We start from the raw sequence: 19,194 nt of genomic DNA, 5'->3' as shown, positions 1-19,194 counted from the left end.
CTCACGTCGCCGCCTCACGATGGCGCAAGCCAGCCAGAATGGTACTCATCAGTTGATCCAGCAGTTCATCCACTTTCAACTGTTGGCCCTGCCAATAGCCTAACCGCTCATTCAGCCCAAGCTGGACTAGCCCGTGAACACTTCCCCACAGCGTGCGCCCCAAACGGCGTGCCTCAAGATCCCCCAGCGCCGGCTGGTAGGATTTAAGCGACGCTTCAACTTGGGTAAACAGCGCTTCGATCAAATCGCTCTGGCGCTGATCAAGCTCGCCCTCTTGGGCCAGCGGGTAATCAAACAGCAGATGCCAGCGGTAACAATCCTGCTCGGCGAACCGCCAGTAGGCAAGCGCCAGAGCGCGCAGCCAGGGCTCGGGGTCATCATCGCTCAGGCTGGTAATGGTGTGCTGTAAGCGCGCCAAGGTTTCCACATTGACGTGCTGCAATAAGTTATTGAAGCTGCCATATAGCTTCAGTAGGGTGCTGGGAGCACAGCCGACCTCTCTGGCCAGGGCACGCAGTGAGAGACCATGGACTGGCTGCTCAGCCAACCACTCATCACAAGCGTGCATGACCTGCGAGTGGAGGGCATCGGGCGCATGCTGTCTAGGACGGGCCATGGCGATCTCTTAAGGTCAACGGCAAACAAGGAGGAAGCCTCACTGCGCTTTAGCGGGAGCAAGGGATACGATAGGATACCTTACATCGAACACTGTTTTCGACACTAAAACGCTACATTTCGTGCTTTATTGCGCGAAGTCCCCCGCCATCCAGGTACACTTCCACGACGATTCTGCTTAAGGAGATAGCTATGACGGGGCGACTGCACGTACAAAATTTACCGCTGACCCGCTTATTGCCGACGCTAGCCACTCCTGAACCGATTGTTGAATCGCCCAACCTAGCGCCTCGTCGGCCAATCTCAGCGATTCGCTTAGAGCAGGGGCAGTACCGGCTCTCATCGCTTTTCTGGGGCCTGACGCCGCCCTGGCTGGAGGTGCTGGATCACGCCCCCCACTGCGCCCGAGCGGAAACCCTTGAATCACGTGCAATGTTTCGCGATGCCTTTAGCGCGCGCCGCTGCGTTATTCCGGTGAGCGGTTTCTATGTATGGAAAACCCAGCCACGTAACAAGCAACCCTATTTAGTGACCCAGGTATCTCGGGCGCCGCTGCTGTTGGGCGCACTCTGGTGCCGCTACCACACCACGTTAACGGCGTTTACCGACTCTGCTGCACTGATCACCGTGCCCGCCAATCTGCTGTTATCGCCGTTAACCGACCGCCTCCCGGTCACTATACCCAGCCATGCTTTATCCGCTTGGCTCAACCCAGACACCGATGCCGAAACGCTTAATTCGCTGTTAACGCCCGCACCGCTGGAACTGTTGGGCGCTTTTCCGGTATCTAAACATGTCAATAATCCCGCCTACCAGTCACCGGCCTGTGCCCATCCTACCGGGTCGATGCTGCGTTGGGCTGTGTCACAGGAGCTGTAATGTTGCGATCCTCTTGCTTAACCCGCTGGCGTGTTTTCCCCCAGTGCGCACTGATTGGCGTTATCGCCAGCATCGCGTTAACCCCGCTGGCCTTGGCGGCCACCGATGACGCCGCTGCCGATGCCATTGCTGACACAATCACCCCGATCATTAGCCCGTATGACAGCCGCGATTATCGAGTTTTGACACTTGATAACGGCCTCAATGTGCTGCTGGTCAGCGACCCCGAAGCGGACAAGGCGGCGGCGTCGATGAATGTGCGGGTAGGTAGCGCCCAAGATCCCGATGACCTTCAGGGGTTAGCGCATTTTCTAGAGCACATGCTGTTTTTAGGTACCGAACCCTACCCCGAGTCCGATGCCTACCAGCGCTATATTTCCAATAACGCGGGTTCTCATAACGCCTTTACCGCGCAGCAGGATACCAATTACTTCTTTGATATTGAGCCGCTGGCGCTGCCGGGTGCGCTTGACCGTTTCAGCGAATTTTTCCTCTCACCGCTGTTTAACGCCGACCGCCTGGAGAGCGAACGCAATATCGTTCACTCGGAGTATATGGCGCGTATTCGTGACGAGTCCCGGCGCGAAAACGATGTACTCAACCAACTGCTCAACCCTAACAACCCCACCACCGGGTTTGCCGTGGGCAGCCGGGAAACCTTAGCCAGCCCGCCTGAAGGCGAGGCAACGCTACGCGAGCGGGTGATCGATTTTTATTACCAGCATTACGACGCCAATGTGATGAACCTGGCAGTAGTGGCGCCACAGCCGCTCGATACGCTTGAGAAGTGGGTAGCCGAGCGCTTTGCCGATATTCCCGACAACGACTTAAGCGCGCCCACCATCGATACGCCGTTGGTGGACGACGACACTCTGCCACGCTATATCGAGCGCCAGTCGCTGCAGGATCGTCGTCAATTACGCTTCTACTTCCCGGTACCCGACCCCACCGATGACTACCGCACGAAACCGACGCAGCTTATCGCCCACCTACTCGGTGACGAGGGTGATGGTAGCCTGTTAGCGGTACTGCGCGATGCCGGGCTGGCGGATGGGCTTTCCGCTGGTGTGGGGCGCGGCGATGGTAACGAAGCGCTATTCACTATTTCCATCAGCCTGACGCCTGCAGGCGCCGAACGCTTGGATGATATTGAAGCCACCTTGTTTGCCGCCATTGAGCAACTGCGCAACGACGGCCTCGCCGAATGGCGCTACGAAGAGCAGGCAAAACTCAATGAGCAGGCCTTCCGTTTCCAGCAGCATGGTGCCCCGCAGCAGGAAGCCACTCGCCTTTCCATGAGCCTATCCCGCTACCCTGTAGAGGACGTGCAGTACGCTGCCTACCGTATGGATGGCCTCAATCCAGAGCGCCAGCAAACTTACCTTGACGCGTTAACACCGGATAACATGCTGCGCTTCTACTCAGCACCGGATATCGAAAGCGACACCGTCTCGCCGTGGTTCAATACCCAGTGGGAAGAGCAAGTACCCGACCAGCCGGGCCAGGCTCTGAGCGGTTTGGCACTACCGGGCCCCAACCCCTTCATTGCCAGCGACCTGACGCTGCTGGAAGGCCAGGATGAGCATCCAAGCCTGCTGGTCGATACGCCATCGTTTACCGCTTGGCATATGCAGGATGAGCGCTTTAATACTCCCAAAGTTGAGTGGCGGGTCAGCCTGCAAAGCCCCACCGCCAGCTACTCCGCCCATGAAGCAGTGCTCACCCGACTGCTTGCCAGTTGGCTCAACGACAGTTTGAATGAGTCTCTCTACCCAGCGTGGCTGGCAGGGCAATCGTTTAGCGCCTACCCCCATGCCAGGGGCATGACGCTCTCTTTCTCAGGCTGGCGTGATGGCCAAACCCCGCTGATTGAGCAAGCCCTTGAGCAACTAGCGCACGCAGAGATCTCCGACAGTGCGTTCGAGCGCGTTCGTTACCAGTTGCAGCGCGAGTGGCGCAACGCCCCCCAGGCGTCGCTTACCGGTCAAGCCAGCCGCACCCTAGGCGAAGCCCTTCTCACACCACAGTGGTCTACCGCTGAGCTTCTTGCCGCCAGCGAGCGCTTTGACCGCGGCCACCTGGAAGATTTTCGCCAACGCTTTCTTGATGACCTGTACGTCGATGCCATGGCGGTGGGCAACCTGGACGCTGAACTGGCGCGTGACCAGGCACAGCTGATGCGTGCCAAGCTCCAGCCGCGGTTAACTCGCGACGCTATTGCCAATCTCACCCCACTTGCAGCGAGTGAAGAGCATAGCGTGCTGCACCCCCACAGCTCTCGGGATGAGTCGTTGGTGCTGCGCTATCTGCAAGGCCGCGACCAGACGCCAGAGGAGCAAGCCACCACGGCGGTAATCGCCCAGTGGCTGGAAACGCCATTCTACCAGCAGCTGCGCACTGAGCAGCAGCTCGGCTACATCGTCAACGCTGGCTATTCGCCGCTGCTCGAAGCGCCAGGGATTGCTCTCATGGTGCAATCACCCGACGTAGACAGCGACACCATTGCCGAACGCGTGGATGTGTTTCTCGACGAGGCTAACCAGCGTCTTGAACAGCTTAGCGACGCTGACTTAGCGCCTTATCGCCAAGCAGTTCACGACCAGTTGCGCCAGCGCGATACCAGCCTTGCGGGCATGGCCAACCGCTACTGGCAGGCCACCGCGCTGGAAGACGTGCGCTTCGATCGTCGCGACCAACTGGCCGAGCTGGTGTTAAACGTGAGTCTTGAGGATATTCAGGCGCTATGGCCATCGCTGCGCGAGCACACGCTGGACATACGCTTCAACCCAGGCGACGAACCCAGCGATGTCAGCGATTATCGTGAAGCGCGCTCGCCGCTGCCCAAAGAGCGTGAAGGGAACGCCGTGCAGGAGTGATTTAAATGGGGCCGGCTCAGGCGTCAAACGCTTGAGCCGGCATCATGGCTTCCACGAACATCACCAGCTCTTCCAGAATCTGGCGCTCACGATCAGTGAGCGTTTGCTGATTGTACTGGGCAATTTCCCGTGCAAACGCCTTCAGCGTAAAGCCCGCCAGCGCCGGATCATTGATTCGCATCCAGCGAAACGCTTCCCACTGCTCGCGCTCTTCGCCTTCCAACGTGTCAGGGTAACTGCGCGCACGAAAGCGAAACAGCATCTCTTCCAAGCGCGGATCCTGAAACGCAAAGCGCTGCCCTACCAAATCCCAAGGCTCCATCTCCCGCACCCGTTCCATCTGCTGACGGTCGGCGGCGGAGAAGAAACTGCCCGAGTAGAGCATTAGATCAGGGTCTTGCGGCGCATCGTCGTAACCTGCACTAAACACCTCGGCGACCTTAGCGGCGACACCGCTGGCATCGCGCAGGGTTTTCCAGTGCTGCCGACAGGCCGCCACGTCCAAGCCTAAGTGCGCGACGATGGCGCCGTACTCGCCCTGGTGGGGACCCTCAACGTCTTTTAAAGCACTGGCAGGGAACACAACCGGGCAACGGTTGATATGGATCACCTTCAGCGGAATACGCGCCTCGCCTTCGGCTAAATCCTGCTGACTGACAAATACGCGCTCACGAATTTGCTCCGCCGACATGCTGAGCATTTCGCTGGGATCAACGCTCAAATCGTAAACGATCACCCCATTAGGGTTTGTCGGATGTTCGGCCAGCGGCATAACTAACGCACTACAGCCCCGGCTGGCGGGATAACGGCGGGAGATATGCAGCAGCGGCTTGGCGTTGGGCAAGTCGAGCTGCTTAGCCACCGCGCGCTTACCGCGCAGACCGAGTAGATAGTCGAACAACTTCGCATTGCGCGCTTTGAGCAAACGCGCCAAGGCGATCGTGGCACGCACGTCAGCTACCGCATCGTGGGCGCCCTCATGGGCAATGCCGTTCGCTGCGGTTAGGTGCTCAAGTTTGAAGCTGGGCGCGCCGTCTTCGCGCAGCGGCCACTCAATGCCCTCTGGGCGCAGCGCATAAAAGGCGCGCACAATATCGATTAAATCCCAGCGCGAATTGCCGTTTTGCCACTCGCGGGAATAAGGGTCGAGTAAATTGCGGTAAAACAGGTGACGGGAGACTTCGTCATCGAAGCGCAGGCTGTTGTAACCCACCACGCAGGTGCCCGGCTCACTCATATGGCGCTGAATCTCGCCCGCGAACTCTGCTTCGGGAAGACCATGGCGTTGGGCTTTTTGAGGCGTAATGCCGGTGATTAAACAGGCGGCAGGATGAGGCAAATAGTCATCGGCGGGTTTGCAGTAGAGCTCGATCGGCTCGCCGATCTCGTTCAGATCAGCATCGGTTCGCAGGGCTGCGAACTGAGCGGGCCGATCGCGGCGCGGATCCGCCCCAAAGGTTTCATAGTCATGCCAGAGGAAACTGACAGGGGCAGCATTGGGTGGCGCCATGAATAAACACTCCGCTCGGCAATGAAAAGCCCAAGCCTAGCACACCCGCCGCCCCTTACGCCCCGTCTTCAGTTCTTGAACTTAGACAAGGGGCTCAGCTCTTGGGAAGCGTAACGTTAAGCTCCAGTACAGAGCAGTTGTCTTCGCTGTCCAAGGAAATTTGAATAGCGTCATCGTCCACATGTACGTAACGACGAATCACCTCAAGCAGTTCGCGCTCAAGCATCGGCATATAATCGGGCTGGCCGCGCTGGCTACGCTGATGTGCCACAATGATTTGCAAACGTTCTTTGGCTACCGAGGCAGACTTCCTGCGCTCACGCTTCAAGAACTCCAGTAATTTCATCGGCGCGCCCCCCCAAACATACGGCTAAGCAGGCCTTTACGCTGCAGCTCGTGAAAACGCAACGGCATGTCCTCACCGAGCAAGCGAGATACCGTGTCGCTGTAGGCTTGGCCCGCATCGCTGGAGATGTCGTGGGTTACCGGCACACCCTGGTTCGATGCACGTAGCACGGCTTCCGACTCAGGAATTAAGCCCAGCAAGTTAATCGCCAAAATTTCGCGTATATCGTCCAGCGTCAGCATATCACCGGAAGTAACGCGCTCGGGGTTATAGCGAGTCACCAACAGGTGCTCTTTGATAGGGTCATCGCCCTGCTCTGCACGCCGGGTTTTGGAAGCCAGCAGCCCCAAAATACGGTCCGAGTCGCGCACTGACGATACTTCAGGGTTGGTGACCACAATCGCCTCATCGGCGAAGTACATGGCCAACTGCGCACCGCGCTCAATACCCGCAGGTGAATCGCAAAGAATGAAATCGAAATCTTCTTTCAACTTCTCCAAAATTTCCGCGACCCCCTCTTGGGTAAGGGCATCTTTATCGCGGGTTTGGGAAGCTGGCAAAATAAATAAATTCTCGACACGCTTATCGCGAATCAGCGCTTGATTAAGCCCCGCCTCGCCTTGAATCACGTTGACTAAGTCATACACCACACGTCGTTCGCAGCCCATGATGAGATCGAGATTACGCAGGCCCACATCAAAATCAATGACGACTGTTTTTTTACCCCGCAGCGCAAGCCCTGTGGAGATTGCTGCCGCACTGGTGGTTTTACCGACCCCTCCTTTACCAGAGGTCACTACAATTATCTTGGCCAAAAGTCACTTCCTTCTTGAAGTCGTTCGTCGCGAGCGCGAGTCAGTGGCGCTCTGCGCATAACGGGAACGTCAATGTCATCAACATGCCATACTCTAACGGATACTGTCTTCGGCGTCGCTAGGCATGATGCACCAACGCAGCCTCATACAAAAACCTTACCCCAGTGGCTTAATTTCAAGCTGTTCTTTTGTAAAGTGAACCTCTGCGGGTCGCCCTAGCAGCTGCGCATCGATATCTTCCGAACGTTTATAATTACCTGCCACTGAAAGCAATTCAGCCTCCAATTCACGGCAATAAATACCCGCTTGAGTATTGCCATGAATGCCCGCCAGCGCACGGCCACGCAGCGCGCCATAAACATGAATGCTACCAGCTGCCAGCACTTCTGCCCCGGCATTCACCGCCCCGATCACCACCAAATCCCCATCTGAGGCACTCACTTGCTGACCCGAACGAACGGTACCGCGATAAAGCCGCGTGGCAAGAGAAGGCGCCTCCGCCTCGCTTACCGTCTCATCGTGGGAGACTTCTTGCACGGGGGAGTTACTCACACTTTCAAGCACCCGGGCACGCCCCTCGGCCACCGGAGGAAACCAACCAAGCCCCAACGCCCAGGCCGATTGGCGTACCGGCTCGGTACCTCCGCGCACGGCCACCGGTAGCAGTTTATGGTCACGGCAAACGGCACAAATGCGCTCAAGAGCTAAGTGGGGTTCATCGAGTTTTTCCACGCTGAGCACAACCGGTGTATGCTGAAAGAAAGCAGGAGACTGGGAGAATTTGCCAGCCAACTGCTGCCGGATTTGCTCCGGATCAGCACTACTTAGCTCCATGACGGTCATCGGCAGCATGCCGCCTTTAAAGGTAAAGGCCACTGCGGCACTATCCACGTTAAGGCTCATGGCCGAACTCCCCGTCATGTTCAGATAAGATAAAGGTAGCGTACTATCACGCATTTCGTCGTCTAGAAACACTGTAGTCTAAAAACAGTGTGATCTAGAAGCAGTGTGGCCTAGAAAATAGACGCTTGTCACACCATAGTAAGGCCAAGCTAAGCGACAGCGTCGGTGACTGCAACCACCGAGCCGTTTTTTTATGCTACGCATCTCATACTAGCAGGATGATCCATGCACGGACTGTTAAGACGCCTGTTCGCACCTCGGTGGCAGCACCCTGACCCCGAGGTGCGCCGTCAGGCCCTCCAACGACTGAACCCCGAGCAAGCAGAGCAGCGTCAAGCGCTGCAGTCGCTCACTCAAGATAGCGATAGCCAGATTCGCCTTGCCGCGCTGCTGGCTCTGGATGACTGCGCTGGATTGGTCGACGCTTACCCACACCATCAGCAGGATGAAGCCTGGTTCAATGCCGTTTGCCAACGCCTCAGCGGACGTGAAGGCCATACCGACCTGCATCAGCGCCAATCATTAGTCGAGCAGATCGAAGAACCGCGGGCGCTGAGCGCGGTGGCCCTCCAGGGTGACAACCTTAATCTACGCTTGGTCGCACTGAGCAAACTGAGCGATGAGAATGAGCTAATTCATCAAGCTTGCCACAACGGTGTGGCCGCCGTTCGCCACCAGGCTGCCGAGCGCATTGAGGACGAAGAGGGGCTTAAGCGGTTATTGAAAGAAGCCCGCCGTGACCGCCAGGTGGTGCGCCTGGCGCGGGAACGCCTCAACCGCTTGCGTAGCGACGCCCAGTGGCTGGAAGCTGAGGAGCAGCAGCGCGAAACGCTCTTGAAACAGCTGGAGCAGCACGCCCGTGCGCCTTGGGAACCGCTCTATGGTGGCCGCTTTCGCCACCTTGAGCGGCAGTGGGAACAACTGACTCAGCCACCAAGCGTTGACCAGGAGCAGCGCTTTCATCAAGCCGTGCTCAATTGCCGTAAAACGCTACACGACCACGAAACCCAGGAGCAGGCTCGCCAGCAGAGCGACGAGCGCCGTGAGGAAGCCGAAAGCACCCGCGAACAGCTGCTTGAAGGCATCGAAGAGACTCTCGACGGTTTGTGCCACGCTTCAGCCATGACCGTGCAGGATATCGACAGCCTGCGTGCCCAGCGCCAACTGCTCAGCCAACGCTGGCAGGCGCTTTCCGATATTCACCCGCCCAGCGAGACCATGCGCCAGCGCTATACGCTGGCGATTCAGCACTATGACCAGTGCCTAGAGGCATGGCAGCGCTGGTGCGCGGTCAGCACCGCCATCGAAACCGCACTGGCCAACGGCGATCACGCCACCCTGCCCTCCCTGATTAGCGAATGCCAATGGCCGGATGCTTTAACGCCTCCCGCGCTGCTCAGCCGCGCCCAAGCGGCGCTTGACACTGAAACCACGGCGGCTTCGCAGCCTGCCGAAGACAACGCCACTCTAGAGACACATAACGCGGAACTCGACACCTTTGAGAACTTGTTGGAGCGCGGCGCCTTTAAAAGCGCCAGCCGCCTGCACCAACGGTTAAAACCGCGCATTGAAGCGCTGGAAAGCCCAGCTGCTCAACCGCTTAAAATGCGCTTAAAACACCTAGCTGCCCGGCTCGCGGAATTACGCGACTGGCGGGGGTTTGTCGCCGGACCTAAGCGCGAGCAGCTATGCGCCAGCATCGAAGCCCTGGCTAACGACCTCCACATGGCGGAAGAAGCGCTTGACCGCCACCATCGCCAACTGGTCAAAGAGTGGAAATCACTGGGAGATGCGGCGGCCAACCGCGAGCAGTCTGCTCGTTTTCGCAGCGCCTCGGACCGCATCCACGAGCGACTCGCCCCTTGGCGGGATCAACTCAGCGAAGAGCGTGAGACCAACCTTCAAGCCCGCGAAGCACTGTGTGATCAGCTTGAAAGCCTGCTAGCACAGCCCGCCGAAGATGCCGACCCCGATGTACTGCGACAAATCCGTGATAAAGCGCGCCACCAATGGCAACACTACAGCCCCGTTCCCCGTGAACGCTCAGAGGCCGTTGGGCGCCGCTTTGGCACTATTCGTCACCAGTTGCAGACACTCATTGATCAGCGAGCTGAAACGATCGCCGCGCAAAAACGCGAACTGATCAATCAGGTGAGCGCGCTACGCAGCGACGACAACCAACCGCTAGCACAGCGCATTAACCTGACCAAACAGCTGCAGCAGCAGTGGCGGGCCCTTGGCCGGGCACCCAAAGGCGAAGAGCAAACGCTTTGGAAAAGCTTTCGCCACGAGTGTGATCAACTCTTTGCTCAGCGCGATGCGCATAAAAATGAGCAGGCGGCACGCCAGCAACAGCAGCTTGATAAGATGCAAACGCTGATCGACGAAATGGATAGCTGGCAGCCTATTAAGGCGAGTGAGTCGGCCACGCTGGCGCGCTTTATCGAACAGGCCAATCAGCTTGAGCCGCTGCCACGCAATAGGCGCAGCGAAGGCATGCAAAAACGGATGAGCGGCATCGTGCGTGCGCGCCGAGAACGCTTAAACCGTCTGGCGGTTGCCGATACGGTTCAACAGTGGCACGCGATCATGCCATTAGTAAGCGCTCACTTGGCTGCCGACCAGCGCTACTTAAGCGAGGGAACCCCAAGCGATGTGGACGCGCAAACGGTTCTCGGCACCTCACTGCCCACCGCCTTTGATGAGGCGAATAATGCACGTAATCTTCAACGCCATCGCGTAGCGGCTCCGCTCTCAGACGCTGATCACGCCCGTTTCGCCGACTCCCTCGCTAGGCTAAGAGTGCATCTCTCGATGCTGGCCGTGGGTAGCGTGCGACAGAGCGATGAGCCGCTGCGTCTGGCGATTCAGGTAGAGCGCTTGAATGAAGGCTTCAATCAGGAGCGCAGCCGTGATCAAGAAGTGATCGACATCTTGGTCGCGCTATTGGCGCTAGGGCCAATGCCAGCCACGCTATGGGATGCTGAAGTAGAAGAGTTGGATAATCTGCTTAGCCGACTGGCGCGAGTCCCGCCGCCTTGACGTTAGCAAGAAAACGGGAGGTTATAAGCCTCCCGTTTGCGCTCTCCCCTTGGGCTAACCTCTAGCCCATGAACTGACCACCGTTAATATCAATATTCGCGCCGGTGATAAATCCTGACTCCTTATCGGCTAAGAAGGTGACCAGCCGACCAATCTCCTCTGGCGTGCCATAGCGCTTCACCGGTATCGTTTCCCGGATTGCTTCGCGCACTTTTTCTGGAATATTCATGATCATATCAGTGGCGATATAGCCAGGCGATACGGTATTGACGGTAATCCCTTTGGTCGCCGTTTCCTGTGCCAGCGACATGGTCAAGCCGTGCATACCGGCTTTCGCCGCCGCGTAGTTGACCTGACCAAACTGGCCTTTACGGCCATTGATGGATGAAATATTAATAATCCGGCCATAGCCACTCTCGAGCATCATCTCAATGACGCTACGGCAGGTGTTAAAAACGCTGTTAAGGTTGGTATCGAGCACTTCATACCACTGCTCATAGGACATTTTCTTCAAGGTGCCATCACGGGTAATCCCCGCACAGTTCACCAGCACACTAATGGGGCCATGCTTGTCATGGATTTCGCGGGCTCCTTCCAGGCAGGCGTTGTGGTCAGAAAGATCGACACCCGACAATTCGATATTGTCATAGCCGTCAGCATGTTGCGTTTCTAGCCAGGTTTTGGCCTTGTCGGGGTTGCGATAACCCGCCACGACAAGATATCCCGCATCTGCCAACGAACGACAAATTGCCGTACCGATACCACCAGTTCCACCAGTTACCCAGGCGACGGGGGCTTGATTGGCCATTGACTACCTCCCTGAAATTACAAATGACTTGGATCTCTAAGCACGCACCTTGCGCCGCAAGCCATTGTGAATAAGCGCGACTGCGCCTGTATTACCCTGATGCATTGCTTGCTTGAGTAATGCACCAACGTAAGCTTGTTGTTATAGCTACTTAAAGCATAGCTGGACTTTCTCCATGTTGCAGCAGCAGGCGCGCCACCGCTATAAGCCAAACGTGTTAATCCCCCTATTGACTTCACCTAAAACTTCTGTAGAATACGCCACACGTTGATGCGGGGTGGAGCAGTCTGGTAGCTCGTCGGGCTCATAACCCGAAGGTCATCGGTTCAAATCCGGTCCCCGCTACCAATATTTCGAAAGGCAGATCAGTTACTTACTGATCTGCCTTTTTTTTATGTTTGTCTGTCTGCTAGCTTGCCGTGGCACACTTGTTACGCATAAGTGACATATTAGCTTTCGCTATTTCTCCAGCAATCTCTTCTAACGACCTTCAGGCGACTTACTCCTTCACCATTAATCATGTTCCTTTTTTGCACGTTCTTCCTGAAATTCAAGCACACACCCACTTCACAACTGAAACGCCTGCATAGCTCATCCTGTGCATCAAGCTCGATTCGCTGAGCAGTTCCTTAATAAAGAAGCGTAGAGGCTTTGGTCGAATTGGTCAGAATCTCTTCTGGCGGCCTGAACTCCCTACTCTGCAGCCGCTATAAGCTCCCGCACAACTTTGACACTGCCACACGCTAGCTTGGCGTTTTTTACTTGATCACAAGCAGACCTAGTTATTTACGATTAACACTCAATAGCATTAACGGCTAATCCACCTTTGGATGTTTCTTTATACTTATCCAACATGTCTCTCCCTGTATCGCGCATGGTACGAATCACTTTATCTAACGATATAAAGTGAGTCCCATCGCCGCGTAATGCCATCTGAGCAGCATTGATCGCCTTTACCGTTGCGATAGCGTTGCGCTCGATACAAGGGACTTGAACCAACCCTCCAACGGGGTCACAGGTTAATCCTAAATTGTGCTCCAAGCCGATTTCGGCCGCATGCTCGACTTGTTCGGGTGTTCCCCCCATTACATCAGCCAAGCCAGCTGCTGCCATGGCACAAGCCGAACCGACCTCCCCTTGGCAGCCTACTTCGGCGCCGGAGATCGAGGCATTTTTCTTACAGAGGATGCCAATAGCGCCTGCCGCCAGCAAAAAATCCACCACGTTTTTCTCACAGGCGTTGGGCTGAAACTTCATATAGTAGTGTAAGACGGCGGGGATAATGCCGGCGGCGCCGTTGGTGGGCGCTGTGACCATGCGCCCACCCGCGGCATTCTCTTCGTTAACGGCGAGAGCAAAAATATTCACCCATTCCATCGCTGAAAAAGTTGAGGCTATCAGGCAATCGTTTTGCTCTGCCGCTTGAAGACGCTGGTGAAGCAGCTTAGCCCTGCGCTTAACTTTTAACCCGCCCGGCAGTATTCCTTCGTGGGTTAATCCATTGTCGATGCATTCACACATCACTTGCCAGATACGCCACAGTTCGTTTCTGACTTCCTCCTCCGTCCGCCAGACTTTCTCATTTTCCAGCATCAGCCGACTGACACTTAGCTGCTCGTTTTTACATAGCGCCAAGAGCTCGTCTGCCGTATCGAAGTTGTAGGGAATGGTAACGCCACCCAAATCGTCCAGCGGCATATCCACCTGGGCCTGTTCAACCACAAAACCGCCGCCCACCGAGTAATAGGTATTTTCATACACCAAGTCGCCCTGGTGCGTAAAAGCCGCCAGCTTCATGGCATTAGGGTGGTGCGGCAAACTCTCTTCATGGAAATAGAGGTCACTCTCCCACACAAACGTCACTGCTTTTTGGCGGCCAAGCTGTAATGACTGGCTCTCTTTAAGTGCCTGAATGGCTGGCTCAATAATTGAGGGATCTATCGTGCTAGGGCGCTCACCCATTAAGCCCATAATAATCGCGTGATCAGTAGCATGACCTACCCCTGTCGCTGATAGCGAACCATATAGATGCACCTCAAGATGCCCTACCTTATCGAGCAGGTGGTTCTCGCGCAGGGTGGTGACATAATTAAATGCTGCCTGCATGGGCCCGACGGTGTGGGAACTGGAGGGGCCTACTCCAATCTTAAAAAGGTCGAAAACACTGATAGGCATTGGAGCACCTCTTGACGGATAAACAGGGGAAAATCAGGCGGTGCCTGAAAGTTTTAATAAGTTATTAATGTGGTGAAAAATAAAACGAAACTATCTTTTATTAATGTTTTTTTATTTTTATAAACCGAAATTTTTAAGTACGCATTAGCATATTTAAGGGCTACTTAGCGCACTGAAAAACGCTTAGCGGCGACAGTAGCCCAGTTATAAAGGCGCGCTCGAACTGTGTGTGTTTATAGCTGTTAGCGATAAGCCGAAAACATTAGTTACCAAACACCACCGTACGCCCAGAATAAAAGAACACGCGGCGTTCCAAGTGATAGCTAATCGCCCTAGCCAGCGTCAGGCACTCGATATCACGTCCCTTGGCAACCAGATCCTCTGGGTAGTGGGTGTGATCCACAGGCTCGACCCCTTGGGCAATAATTGGCCCTTCATCAAGGTCATTATTAATGTAGTGGGCCGTTGCGCCGACTAGCTTAACCCCTTTCTCATAGGCCTGATGGTAAGGCTTAGCGCCTTTAAAACCGGGCAGCAGCGAGTGGTGAATATTAATGGCCCGGCCAGCTAATAGCTCACACATGGAGGGCGAAAGCACTTGCATATACCTTGCCAGCACCACCAGTTCAGCGTTGGTATCCGCGATGATTTCGCGTATCTGCGCTTCCTGCTGCAATTTCGTCTCGGGCGTGATCGGCAGGTAGTGGTAGGGTAAATCGTGCCATGCTGCCAATGGTTCCAGATCGGGATGATTGGAAATCACTGCTTTGATATCCAGCGGAAGCTGCCCCGTTCGATAACGGTAGAGAAGATCATTCAAGCAGTGATCGGCCTTCGAGACCATAATCACGGTGCCTGTTCGTTTGCCCGGCGCCGTCAGTTCAAACTGCATGTCGAATTCGCTCGCCCGCGCTGCAAAATCGGCGTGAAAGCGCTCTTCATGAAACTCATTTTGCTCTGGGCGAAACTCAGCGCGAATGAAAAAGCGTCCGCCCAGCCGATCATCGAAAGAGTTGAGTTCAGTGATATAGCACTGCTGCTCTTTTAGAAAGCGCGTGACGACGTCCACCGTTCCCAAGCGGCTGGGGCATTGGGCGGCCAGTATCCAGGTATCACTCATTCGGCTCATAGTGCATGCTTCTCAGTTAGCGGCAGACCGTTGCGGAAGATCATAGCGGCCGGAACAGCGTTCCGGCCTGCTCGCTTATTGTTGTACGTTGACGCCATACTCTGCCGCTGCATCCAGCAACCAGCGGTAGCAGTAGTCGGCAAAGCTGCGCCGTACCACTAACTCCCAGCGCTCTTCACTAGGGCGACGCAGGATAGTAGTCGCCTTGGCGAAGACGGTAGTGACGCCCTTCCCCACCGGGAAATTGCTGGGGTGAACATCGTAAATCACCGTTTTCATCAACAGCTCGCGGGCCGCCTCGCCGGAAAGCTCCAGCACTGTTTGTCCACCACTAACGTCGCTAATGGCGAAGTGGGCATCTCCCAGACGCTCGCGCAGTTGCGTCTCCAGCGGGAACTCCTCGCCACCGGGGACGATCACCAGCCACTCATCCGGGGAAAGCCACTGAATCGAGCGCTCACCGCTGGCATCTTGCACCAGCGCCTGGGGTTGACCCGGTAAGCTGATCCCCAGCACATCGCGCACCGCCTCATCGAGCACGATGGCGCCACCCCGCAGGATCAGATGCCCCTGCATTGCCCTCTCGCGTAGCTGGAGCCGGCTTGCACCGTCGGCCCGCGGAGCACCACTGTGACGGTAGCTGTAGGCCAGCGGGGACTCTACCGGGATCGCGGTATCAGTACGGGTATCGAAAGTAGCCGCGTTAGACATGCTGGCGCTCTCCCTTGGGGTCGTAGAAAATGGTACTGACGATTTCGGCTTCATGGGTCTGGCCGTCCGCCATGGGCAGGTAGACCGTATCGCCCAGTTTCTGATGGCCACCCTTGACCACCGCCAGCGCAAAGCCTGAATCCAGAATCGGGCTGTAGTAGCTGGAGGTGACATGGCCCACCATCGGCATGGGGATCGCATGCTTGGGATCAAGCACGATCTGGGCCCCCTCTTCGAGAATCACTTTGGGGTCTTTCGGTCTGAGCCCCACCAGCTGCTTGCGGTTCTCACGCTTGGTGTCACTGCGTGTCAGGGCCCGCTTACCAATCCATGAGTAGGGTTTGTCGTAGCCGACACACCACTGCATGCCTAAGTCTTCCGGCGTAACGGAGCCGTCGGTTTCCTGACCCACGATGATGAAGCCCTTTTCAGCACGCAGAACGTGCATGGTTTCGGTGCCATAGGGCGTCAGGCCATACTTCTCGCCATGCTTGAACAGGGTCTGCCAGACGTGCATCGCGTAGTTTGCCTGCACGTTGATCTCGAAGGTCAGCTCGCCGGTAAAGGAGATGCGAAAGACCCGTGCAGGCACTCCCGCCACTTTCCCGGATCGCCAATCCATGAACTTGAAGCTTTCGCGGTCAAGATCGAGATCACTGATCTCGGCGAGCAGCTTGCGCGCTTCCGGACCAGTGATGGTCATGGTGGCCCAGTGGTCAGTCACTGAAGAGAAGTAGACATCCAGTTCCGGCCACTCGGTCTGATGCCATAATTCCAACCATTCCAGGATCGCCGCAGCGCCACCGGTAGTGGTGGTCATCAAAAAGTGATTTTCAGCAAGACAGCTTGTCACGCCGTCATCGGTGACCATACCGTCATCTTTGCACATCAGGCCGTAGCGGCACTTGCCGACTGCCAACTTCTCCCACTTGTTAGTGTAAATTCGCGCCAGGAATTCACGCGCATCTGGCCCTTGAATATCGATCTTGCCAAGCGTCGAGGCATCGAGGATACCGACCTTTTCGCGCACGGCCAGACACTCGCGGGCAACCGCCTCGTGCATCGTCTCGGTCTTGCCATTCACCTTCTGTGGGTAGTACCAGGGGCGCTTCCACTGACCTACATCCTCGAATTCGGCGCCACGCTCCACGTGCCACTGGTGAAGTGCGGTATAGCGCTCTGGGTCGAAGAGGTCACGGCAGTGGCGACCAACAATGGCGCCGAAAGTGACCGGGGTGTAGTTGGGACGGAACACAGTGGTGCCCACCTCGGGGATGGAGCGATTCAAGCAACGTGCGGCAATCGCCATGCCGTTGATGTTGCCCAGCTTGCCCTGATCCGTACCGAAGCCCATCGCGGTATAGCGCTTGATGTGCTCGATGGACTCGAAGCCTTCCCGGGTCGCCAGCTCGATACCCGCTGCGGTGACGTCGTTCTGCAGGTCGACGAACTGCTTGGGGCCACGCAGCGTGGGCTTCTCGTGGGGCACCTGGAAGAGGGCCACCGCAGCCCCCTGCTGAAGGCGCTCGGCGCTTGGCAGCGTAACCGTCTGAACGGCATGCCCCATGGCGGCCGCTGCCTTGATGCCCGCCTCGACACCTTCCGCCAGCACGTCACCCAGGGCATAGCAGCCGTTGGCACCGCCACAGGCCTGAACGCCCTTCACCAGCCCCGGCACGAAGCCGAGAATATCGTCGCGCCAGGTCGGCCGCGCACCAGTGTGGGACGCCAGGTGAATCACCGGGCTGTAGCCGCCGGAGCTGGCGATGGTGTCGCAGGCCAACTCCTGAACCGGGCCGCTCACTTTGAAAGCCTCAATATCGATCTTGGCGACTCGTGCCGCGGTGACCCGATTGCTGCCCTTCGCCTCTATAACGGCGCTGCCGGTAATAATCTTGATACCCTGGGCGCGCGCGGCATCTACCCAATCGCCCGCCGGCGCCTCGCGGGCGTCCACGATAGCGACGACCTCGCAGCCGGACTCTTTCCAGTCCAGGGCAGCGCGGTAGCCGTAGTCGTTGCTGGTGGAGAGCACCAGCTTGCGGCCCGGTGCCACGCCATAGCGGCGAATGTAGGTCGACACAGCGCCAGCCAGCAGGTTCCCCGGCACGTCATTGCCCGCGTATACCAGCGGACGCTCGTGGGCGCCCGTGGACAGGATCACCTGACCCGCACGTACCCGGTGCAGGCGTGCGCGTACCTGACGGTGGCCGTTTTCCACCGGCGCAGTATCGCCCAGGTGTTCGGTGCGCCGCTCATGGAGGGTAACGAAATTGTGATCGTGATAACCGTTGGCCGTAGTACGCGGCAGCAGCGTGACGTTCTCGCAGCCTGCCAACTCGTCCATCACCCGGGCAACCCACTGATCCGCTGGCTTGCCTTCCAGGGTTTCACGACTGGCCAGCAGCGAGCCGCCCATCTCTTCCTGCTCATCGGCAACGATCACCCGAGCGCCGCTGCGCGCGGCGGCCAGCGCTGCCGCAAGACCTGCGGCGCCTGCGCCGACAACCAGCACATCGCAGTGCTGATTGAAGTGATCATAGCTGTCCGGATCGGCTTCCATGGGGCTGCGACCCAGCCCCGCCGCCTTGCGGATGTACTTCTCGTAGGTCAGCCACATCGAGGCCGGCGCCATAAAGGTCTTGTAGTAGAAGCCCGGCGGCATGAACTGCCCGCCCAACTTGCCGAACAGGCCCATCAGGTCGCGCTGTACGTTCGGCCAGCCATTGGTGCTACTGGCGGTCAGCCCCTCATACAGCGCCTGCTGGGTAGCGCGCACGTTGGGCACTTGGCCAGCCTCGCTGCTGCCTAGCTGTACGATGGCATTGGGCTCTTCGGCGCCAGCGGCAACGATGCCGCGGGGGCGCGAGTATTTAAAGCTGCGGTTAACGATATCCACGCCGTTAGCCAGCAGCGCCGAGGCTAGGGTATCCCCGGGGTGCCCTTGGTAACGCTGGCCGTTAAAGGTAAAGCTCAACGTGCGGGAGCGATCGATACGGCCGCCCGTGTTAAGGCGGTACACTTGCTGCTTGGACTGACTCATGCCCGCACTCCTTCTTGTTGGCTTACCGCAGCGCCCTCGCGGGCCTGGCTCTGGCTGTCGGCGGTAATCGACGGCTGCTCGCCCATTTTGTAAGTCTCGAGAATCTCGTAGCTCACGGTGTGGCGCGTCACGTTGAAAAACTTACGGCAACCCACCGCATGCACCCACATTTCATGGTGAACGCCACGGGGGTTGTCACGGAAGAACAGGTAATCCCCCCACTCTTCGTCACTACACGCCTCGGGCTCCTTGGGGCGCTCGATATGCGCTTGGCCCTTGGGGTGGAATTCCTCTTCCTCACGGTGTTCGCCGCAGTAGGGGCAGTAGATATAGAACATGCGA

14 protein-coding genes and 1 tRNA gene are annotated in these 19,194 nt (G+C 57.1%); 4 read left to right on the top strand and 11 right to left on the bottom strand.

All coding sequences use genetic code 11. The features are described from left to right. Position 1: 1 nt before the first annotated feature. Positions 2–616, bottom strand: coding sequence for a TetR/AcrR family transcriptional regulator (locus tag QEN58_RS02140; protein WP_071695236.1), 615 nt, complete (start codon positions 614–616; stop codon positions 2–4). Positions 617–807: 191 nt separating this feature from the next. On the opposite strand from QEN58_RS02140, the gene QEN58_RS02135 reads away from it, so the two are divergent. After that, complete coding sequence (locus QEN58_RS02135) at positions 808–1,494, top strand: SOS response-associated peptidase (RefSeq protein WP_280105540.1); 687 nt, start codon at positions 808–810, stop codon at positions 1,492–1,494. Next, positions 1,494–4,370: an insulinase family protein gene (locus QEN58_RS02130; protein ID WP_280105539.1), complete on the top strand. Its 2,877-nt coding sequence runs from the start codon at positions 1,494–1,496 to the stop codon at positions 4,368–4,370. The genes QEN58_RS02135 and QEN58_RS02130 overlap by 1 nt, the downstream gene beginning before the upstream one ends. A 16-nt stretch (positions 4,371–4,386) precedes the next feature. Here QEN58_RS02130 and sbcB read toward each other — a convergent pair whose 3' ends face one another. The 4 genes from sbcB to minC all read right to left on the bottom strand — a co-directional run bounded on the left by sbcB (position 4,387) and on the right by minC (position 7,944). Continuing rightward, on the bottom strand, positions 4,387–5,880 hold the full coding sequence (gene sbcB / locus QEN58_RS02125) for an exodeoxyribonuclease I (RefSeq protein ID WP_280105538.1): 1,494 nt from the start codon (positions 5,878–5,880) through the stop codon (positions 4,387–4,389). Between the two features lie 94 nt (positions 5,881–5,974). Beyond that, entirely contained in the window at positions 5,975–6,226 is a 252-nt protein-coding gene (minE, locus tag QEN58_RS02120; protein WP_007111776.1) for a cell division topological specificity factor MinE, read from the bottom strand. After that, on the bottom strand, positions 6,223–7,041 hold the full coding sequence (gene minD / locus QEN58_RS02115; protein WP_040479443.1) for a septum site-determining protein MinD: 819 nt from the start codon (positions 7,039–7,041) through the stop codon (positions 6,223–6,225). The genes minE and minD overlap by 4 nt, the downstream gene beginning before the upstream one ends. A 156-nt stretch (positions 7,042–7,197) precedes the next feature. After that, complete coding sequence (minC, locus tag QEN58_RS02110) at positions 7,198–7,944, bottom strand: septum site-determining protein MinC (RefSeq protein WP_280105537.1); 747 nt, start codon at positions 7,942–7,944, stop codon at positions 7,198–7,200. A 225-nt stretch (positions 7,945–8,169) separates the two neighbouring features. On the opposite strand from minC, the gene QEN58_RS02105 reads away from it, so the two are divergent. Further along, positions 8,170–10,986, top strand: coding sequence for a DUF349 domain-containing protein (locus QEN58_RS02105; protein WP_280105536.1), 2,817 nt, complete (start codon positions 8,170–8,172; stop codon positions 10,984–10,986). 61 nt (positions 10,987–11,047) lie between these two features. Here QEN58_RS02105 and phbB read toward each other — a convergent pair whose 3' ends face one another. Further along, the gene (gene phbB / locus QEN58_RS02100) at positions 11,048–11,794 is read right to left on the bottom strand and encodes an acetoacetyl-CoA reductase (RefSeq protein WP_280105535.1); all 747 of its coding nucleotides are present in this window, start codon (positions 11,792–11,794) and stop codon (positions 11,048–11,050) included. 271 nt (positions 11,795–12,065) lie between these two features. Between phbB and QEN58_RS02095 the strand changes: the two genes are divergently transcribed. After that, positions 12,066–12,142: transfer RNA gene (locus QEN58_RS02095), tRNA-Met, on the top strand. Between the two features lie 444 nt (positions 12,143–12,586). On the opposite strand, the gene QEN58_RS02090 is transcribed toward QEN58_RS02095, so the two are convergent. The 5 genes from QEN58_RS02090 to QEN58_RS02070 form a co-directional block, all read right to left on the bottom strand. Continuing rightward, positions 12,587–13,969, bottom strand: coding sequence for an L-serine ammonia-lyase (locus tag QEN58_RS02090; protein WP_280105534.1), 1,383 nt, complete (start codon positions 13,967–13,969; stop codon positions 12,587–12,589). A gap of 262 nt (positions 13,970–14,231) precedes the next feature. Next, positions 14,232–15,098, bottom strand: coding sequence for a formyltetrahydrofolate deformylase (gene purU, locus QEN58_RS02085; protein ID WP_280105533.1), 867 nt, complete (start codon positions 15,096–15,098; stop codon positions 14,232–14,234). Between the two features lie 75 nt (positions 15,099–15,173). Continuing rightward, positions 15,174–15,809 (bottom strand): sarcosine oxidase subunit gamma, encoded by a 636-nt coding sequence (locus QEN58_RS02080; RefSeq protein WP_280105532.1) that lies wholly within the window; start codon positions 15,807–15,809, stop codon positions 15,174–15,176. After that, complete coding sequence (locus QEN58_RS02075; protein WP_280105531.1) at positions 15,802–18,852, bottom strand: sarcosine oxidase subunit alpha family protein; 3,051 nt, start codon at positions 18,850–18,852, stop codon at positions 15,802–15,804. Before QEN58_RS02075 ends, QEN58_RS02080 begins: the two co-directional genes overlap by 8 nt. Next, positions 18,849–19,190, bottom strand: a complete 342-nt coding sequence (locus QEN58_RS02070) for a sarcosine oxidase subunit delta (RefSeq protein WP_022521483.1) — start codon at positions 19,188–19,190, stop codon at positions 18,849–18,851. The genes QEN58_RS02075 and QEN58_RS02070 overlap by 4 nt, the downstream gene beginning before the upstream one ends. Between the last annotated feature and the right edge of the window lie 4 nt (positions 19,191–19,194).

This window comes from Halomonas alkaliantarctica, from assembly GCF_029854215.1.
Classification (GTDB): Bacteria; Pseudomonadota; Gammaproteobacteria; order Pseudomonadales; family Halomonadaceae; genus Vreelandella; species Vreelandella alkaliantarctica_A.
This window is presented reverse-complemented; position numbering and strand designations above follow the sequence as displayed.